Source organism: Neobacillus drentensis (genome assembly GCF_036965645.1).
In the GTDB taxonomy this organism is placed as follows: Bacteria; Bacillota; Bacilli; order Bacillales; family Cytobacillaceae; genus Neobacillus; species Neobacillus drentensis_D.
Genome location: NZ_JBALPZ010000185.1, coordinates 1 through 7300 on the forward strand (window position 1 = coordinate 1; position 7300 = coordinate 7300).

A 7300-nucleotide genomic window follows, 5' to 3' on the forward strand; every position below is an offset into this window, starting at 1 on the left:
TGGAAGGTTTTGTGTTATTAAGTTATATTTTTTATTTAAGCTATATCTCGGAAAGTGGAATTGCTTTATAACAGTGCATATATCCATTGTAAGACCCTATTTGCACATGCTATCACAGCTACTTTATAAAATATTCAAAAAGCATTTTAATGCATTTCTAAGGTTAAAATATGGCTTGATATAAGGCTTCCTGAAAAGGATTCCGTTCAGCTGCAGCTATAAGTTTTTTTGCCTTTGATTCAGCCCACTTATGAGGACGACTTTTATATAACTATTTGATTTTAGCTGCTAAAGTATTTTCTGGAGATGCCAGTACATCGCTAGATGTAGGATAATTTAATAAAGTTTGTAAAGAAACTACAAAATATAAGTCCCGAAAAACACCTCTAAATTCAGGAAAAACCTAATCAAGGACAGTTTGGAATTGTAGTTTTGTTAGAACAACAATCCCGGTTAGGTTCTAAAAAGGGATTCAGAATGTCTTTAGACTTTTCGATATTCTTTTGGTGTTTTATTATAGGTGTTTTTAAAATGTTTATAAAAATTATTGATATTAGAAAACCCGCACTTTTCAGCAATTTCATTTATATTTAACTGTGTATTTTGAAGAAGAAATACTGCTTTTTCCATTCGAAGCTCTTGTATGATATTCATATATCCCTTACCGGTATACTTTTTTAAGAGCCTAGTTAAGTATTTGGGATGAATATGGAATTGATTAGCAGTTTGTTCAAGACTTAATTCCATAAAATGTTCGTTTATAAACTGTATTAGAGCAAAGACTGATAACGAGGTTTTCCCGGAATGTTTCTTCCTTTCAAGGGTCGAGGAGGTTTCGTCCTCCATTGATCTCATCAATTCAGTAAATAGTATAATCATGTTGCAGTTGATTAACTCTTGCGAGCCTAACCGTGGATGTTTAATTTCCCATATGATAGATTCAATATTATTTTTGATTCTGCGATTTTCACCTGGTGAGAAATAAAGATATCTACCTTTCAAACTTGTTTTATATATAGCTGAGATGATAAATTCTGAAATAAGATTATTCTCAGACAAGCGCACTAACAATTGTTCGTTAAAGTAATCTTCTTTCATTAATATGTTGATAACCAGTGAATCCTTAGAAACTGGATCAATTCTATGGGTAATATTCGTATCTAGAATGGTGAAGTCCCCCTCCCGCATATGGATACGTTCCCCGTTAATTACTTGAGTGGAGTCCCCTTTATATGCATACGTAAGCTCAAGAAAATTATGTTTATGATCACTCATATGTATAAAACGAGGATGTTTAATAAAAGTGATATTTTCGTGAGATTTCATAAAAAGGGCTGCTGAAAATATACCTTGTTCTGCTCGGTGGTTATCCCAATTAACACCTAGCAGCTTTTCGGCAATTATCTCGAAATTAAATTCATTCAAGTTAAGTGCAGTATTCTCCCATTCATCCAGTTCATTTAACTCTTCATATAAACTATCTATTTCCATATTACACCTCTACTCTCTAAAACATCCAGGTTCCATTTTGATATAAAATAGGTTTCCTTTTATCATTATAATATTTTCAGAATACTTGTACAATCATACTTGAAAACGCTTAAATAAAAAATGTTCTTTAAAGGAGGTTGGAAAATGAAATAAAGATTTAAGAAAATGAGAATACTTTCAACCTTATAGGAATTACTTTTCGGATTTATTGCTAGAATATATGGGATGTATGGAATTTTTCACAATTCTAAGAAGAAGATTATCGATGGTATTTGCAAAAAGTGGATTCTAGTATACTTATTTTTAGTGGAGGTGTCTCATGGAAAATATAAAAGCACGCGAAAAATGGTTCTATGGAATGGGGAGCCTTGGCAAGGACTTGATTCAAGGTATGTTTATGACATATTTAATGGTATTCTATACCGATGTATTTGGTATAGGAGCAGCAGCTGCAGGTATTCTCCTAATGGTAGCCCGAATATGGGATGCTCTTTTGAATCCAATTATTGGTATTACGATTGACAGAACTCGTACTAAATGGGGCAAATCGAGACCGTATGTTCTTTTAATGCCGTTCCCTTTTCTCGTATTCGCAGTTCTTACATTCACAGTTCCAGATCTAGGAGTTACAGCAAAATTAGTATATGCATATGTAACCTATATTTTGGCAGGTACTTTTTTTACTTTTTATGATGTTGCTTTATGGTCAATGCTGCCCTCAATAACTACTAATTTAAAAGAACGTAGTACCATGATTGCTTTAGCAAGAATATTTACCATGGTTGGGATCTTAGTAGTTTCAACACTGGCACTGCCTATGATTAATTCTCTTGGAGGGGGGAGTACAAGCCGTGGCTATACATTGCTTGTATTAATCCTGGCTGTCATATCTATTATCTTTTCTACGTCTGCATTCTTTAATACAAAAGAGAAAGTTACTGAGACTGCCAAACCTCCTAAATTTAAAGAACAAGTTAGAGTTTTAGCTAATAATAAACCCCTGCAAATCGTTATTTGTGGTGTTATTATTAACAGTTTTAATATGGGTATCAACAATGCTGTAGGTATTTACCATTTGACTTACTATTTAAAGGCAGCTTCCCTAATTCCAGTATACATGTTACTAACGACAGTAGCCTCTATGATCGGCATGGCTCTTGCTGGAACATTCGTAAAGAAAATAGGAAATAGAAAAACAACTATTTTTACACTTGCGCTTTCAGTAATACCTACTGCCCTAATGTTTTTTATACCAGCTCAAAACATAACACTAATGTTTATATTAATGGCTCTATCAAGTTTAATAGGTGGTATTCCTGCGGTATCTACCACTGGTATGATTGCTGAAACCGTTGATTATACAGAGTTAAAGACAGGTATCAGAGCTGATGGATTAATCTTCTCATTTAATTCCTTTTCTATCCAATTTGGCATGGCTTTAGCATCAGGAGCAGCAGGTGTCATACTTCAATTTGCTGGTTATGTACCTAATGATATGAATCAAGGTCCAACAGCTTTACTGTGGATTAATTTATTAAGAACTATCATCCCAGCAATCGTATGTGCTGTTTCACTTATTATTATAAGATTATATCCTATCAATAAGAAGGATCATGAAGAGATCACTATTAATCTTAAAGCGAGACAGGTGGAAAATAATACAAATGCAGTTAATTTGTAAAGATTGATTTCATGTATTTGCAATCATGTTATAAAAATGGAGAAAAGCTTTAGTTAAGCAAACATATTAGTTTACGAAGAAAAAAATGGCAATTTTAGGAGTGGTAATATGTTAAAAGTAATTCACCTGCAAACGGAGTACCGCAATAATCCTATGGGATTGGATACAAAAGCGCCTCGTTTGGGCTGGATGCTTATAAGTAATAGAGAAAATATCATGCAACAAGCATACCAAGTACAGGCATCGGCAAATGAAAGTTTTAAAGATGTTTTATGGGACGGAGGAAAAGTAGAATCCCAGCAATCACAACAAGTTTTATATGGTGGACCGGAACTAAAATCGATGGAGCGTATTTATTGGAGAGTAAAGGTCTGGAGCAATCACGAGGAATCGGAATTCAGCCAACCAGCCTTTTTTGAAACCGGACTTTTCGAAACTTCTGATTGGAAAGCCAAGTGGATTGAACCTGAAGGAGATATTGACTTGGATGCATATAAGCCTGCTCCTTACATCAGAAAGGAATTCTCCGTCAAAAAGGGATTGGTTTCAGCTAGAGCATATATGACTTCTAGAGGTCTCTATCATTTTTATATTAATGGAACAGAGGGAACAGACCATCTTTTCAATCCTGGTTTTACCTCCTATTATAAACGTTTACAATATCAAGTTTATGATATTACTAAGCTTTTACAGGAAGGGAATAATGCACTAGGTGTGATACTTGGAGATGGCTGGTGGAGAGGGAATGTTGGTATTGGAAACCTTAAAAACAATTTCGGTTATAAGGTGGCTTTTTTAGGTCAATTAGTTTTGAGCTATGATGATGGAAGTAAGGAGATTATTGGAAGTAATTCCACTTTTAAAACCTCGTATGGTCCAATTCAAAAATCTGATCTGAAAGCTGGAGAGGTGTACGATGCCAGGATTAACATCAGTGGTTGGAACAGTCCTGGATTTGATGACTCTTCATGGAAGAATGTAAATGTTACGGATGATGGTTTTGATTACTTAATTGCTACACGAAGTGTACCTGTAAAACGGAAGGAAAGATTCATCCCTGAGATCTTGAATACTCCTAATGGAGAAACGGTACTGGATTTTGGACAGAATATTGCCGGCTGGGTAGAGATGAAGGTTCAAGGTGCAACTGGGACAGAGATAGTCCTTATTCATGGTGAAACTTTAGATAAAAATAGAAACTTCACAATGGGCAATTTTTCCTTACATGGAAGTATAGAGGATTTTCAGGAGGTTCATTATATCATTGAAGGTAATGGTCTGGAGACCTACCATCCTCATTTTGCCATCTTTGGATTCCGTTATGTACTGCTAAAAAACTATCCTGGCGAAGTAAAACCAGAAAACTTTACTGCTATGGCGATCTATTCCGACATGGAAGAAACAGGCGAATTTGTTTGCTCTAATCCAATGATAAACCAATTAGTGTCAAACTCAAAATGGAGTATGAAAGGAAATTTCTTGGAGATCCCTACCGATTGTCCTACAAGGGAGAGAGCAGGCTGGACCGGGGATGCTCAAGTATTTAGCAAGACTGCATCCAATTTTATGAATGTATATCCATTCTTTGAAAAATGGATGGCTGATGTGGCAGTTGAGCAATTCGCAACAGGTTCTGTAGGTAGTACCGTCCCCAATGTTCTTGGATATCATAACCATGTTGAAGGGAACAGGATTTTAAACCTTTCTAAGGATCCTATGCTTAATATGCTAGGTAAACCGGGAGAACCGCTGTTGCTTGATGGCTCTACAGGCTGGGGGGATGTAGCGACAATCCTACCTTGGACAATGTATTTGTCATACGGAGATAAAACAATACTTGAGAACCAATTTGACTCTGCTAAAGCTTGGGTTGATTATTTAGCTGCTTGTGCAAAAAAACATAATGAATATTATAAGGAAACCGCTGCTTATCATACCTATACAGATGGAGAACTGGAAGCTAATTATATAGTCGATACTGGATTCCATTGGGGTGAATGGCTTGAGCCTGATACGAACATGAACGAATTAGGTGCCAATATAACTGAATTCATGAGCAGACAAATGACTGTTTCAGAACCACTTGTTGCTACGGCTTATTATGCCTATTCTGCAAGACTATTGTCTGAGATGGCGGCTGTTCTTGGTAAACAAGAGGAAAAGGATAAGTATGAAAGTTTGTATAATAAAATTAAAAGAGTATACAACAACCACTTTATTAAAGATGATGGAACCATATTAGAAGGCAGACAAGCGCCATATGTCAGGACGTTGGCTTTCAACTTGGCTGATGATGATAAAAAGTACACTATTGTTAATAAACTTGTAGAGATTATTAAAAATAACGATTACCATTTGAATACCGGATTCCTTTCTACTCCATTCTTACTTCATATGCTTGCAGATTACGGTCATGAAGACATTGCCTTTAGAGTATTGGAACAGGATACAAGTCCATCTTGGCTATATGCTGTAACCAAGGGAGCCACAACGATCTGGGAAAGCTGGTCAGACTACGGTCATGATGGTAAAATGACAGGTTCCTTTAATCACTATTCCTATGGTGCTGTCTGTGACTTTCTGTTCGCTGGTATTGCCGGCATACGCCCGGTTATGGAGAAGCCTGGTTATAAGCATTTCTTACTCAAACCATTACAAGGTGGAGCTTTAACTCATGCATCGGCAAAATTTGAATCTCTTTACGGAACCATTGAATCAAGTTGGGAACAGACCAATCAAGGGATTAACTATCATTTTGTCGTACCGGCTAATACAACTGCAACAATTATGCTACCAGGCAATCAAGATGATATAGCGAAGCTTGGTAAGGAATTTATGGATGCACGATGTGAAGATGGACGTATTGCCTTCGATGTTGGAAGTGGGAAATATAACTTAACAATCCAAAGTTCAGAAAGTATTAAAGCGATCGTTGAATAAGTAAAAAGAAAAAAGATTATAATTTTTTTACTATTTTCCTGAATTAGTCATTTGAATTTTGAAACAGATATGAATGCATAAGTGGAGTCCCATCATGCTCTGCACTTATCTTTTCAACAATTAATAAGTTTGTGAAGAATTGTACTTAAAGTAACGGGGTGCTTGAGTTTAACGTAGATGCTGCACCTCCTTTTCTTATTGAACAAACGGGGCAGGTGTGCGGCCGAGCATAGGTCGTATCATATAGCGGGTGGGATTCCCGTCGAGTAAGAACTAGCCATTCGCTCGTAGCGAGTCTTGGAGGGCTAAAGGTAACTTTAGTCTTTAAGCGTAGACAGTTAGGTGGAGCAGCCGTCAAGGCTGAGAATCTTATGGAGTGAAAGTCTCCTGTCATCAATTGACCGATTCGGATGACTAGCATATCCAATGCGTGGGGAGGTAACGAACTACGTTCTGCTTGGAAGTAAAAGTCACGGCGGCCTATTCTACACAGAGAGAATAAGGTTGGAACAGTCTGTGTGGCGAGCAAACCTAGAGGCCAGAAGGACTTAACGAATACTGCAGTCCCGAAATCTACGCCCCTCTGAGAAACTGTTTCGAGGGACAAATGCTTAGCGTCGACCTTTATCTAACGGGGGAAGACCGATGTCTTACGGGAAGAAACGGTCAAAAGCACCGTAAGGGCAGCCGGGATACGGGTTCTAGCATCTAGGGAAAGATTCTCAGAGATAACGACGGGAAGGTCCTACTTCAAATTGGGAAGGTACTAACCAATAAAGACCTATCATATAAGAGGCTAATAGAAAATGATAGGATGATTTAGGACTGGCGCATGAGGTCGAAGTAGCGATGAGGGAAGGGTAATGCCTTCTTAAGTGTAAGGTAATTGCACTTCTATCAAGGTAACTCCTATGATGGAGCGAAGGACCTCTGGGCACTTGGATAGTCAGAACATCAAAGACACTGAGCTTTGTTATTTGTTCATTGACTTGCATACAAGTAAACCAATAGTTGATGGGGGAATATGTGTACCAACATTTAATCCTGCGGTTATTAGGGAAGGCGAGTATGTGATCTAATCCAAGGTCAGAACCGGACTCGGGAAATCCGACCGTCCGGGATCGTAGGGGGGCTACAAGAAACGTGAATAATCAAATATTGATTGCGCGCGCTTGTTTTCTACCCGAC

Annotated in this window: 3 protein-coding genes; 2 read left to right on the plus strand and 1 reads right to left on the minus strand. The window is 37.3% G+C overall.

The annotated features are described in order from the left end of the window. Positions 1 to 483 precede the first annotated feature (483 nt). Complete coding sequence (locus tag V7266_RS26990; RefSeq protein ID WP_335472304.1) at positions 484 to 1491, minus strand: AraC family transcriptional regulator; 1008 nt, start codon at positions 1489 to 1491, stop codon at positions 484 to 486. 319 nt (positions 1492 to 1810) lie between these two features. On the opposite strand from V7266_RS26990, the gene V7266_RS26995 reads away from it, so the two are divergent. Both V7266_RS26995 and V7266_RS27000 read left to right on the plus strand, forming a co-directional pair. After that, complete coding sequence (locus tag V7266_RS26995; protein ID WP_335472305.1) at positions 1811 to 3172, plus strand: MFS transporter; 1362 nt, start codon at positions 1811 to 1813, stop codon at positions 3170 to 3172. Between the two features lie 108 nt (positions 3173 to 3280). Next, a complete protein-coding gene (locus V7266_RS27000; RefSeq protein WP_335472306.1) occupies positions 3281 to 6112 on the plus strand; it encodes a glycoside hydrolase family 78 protein in 2832 nt (943 codons plus the stop codon). The last annotated feature ends 1188 nt before the right edge of the window (positions 6113 to 7300 follow it).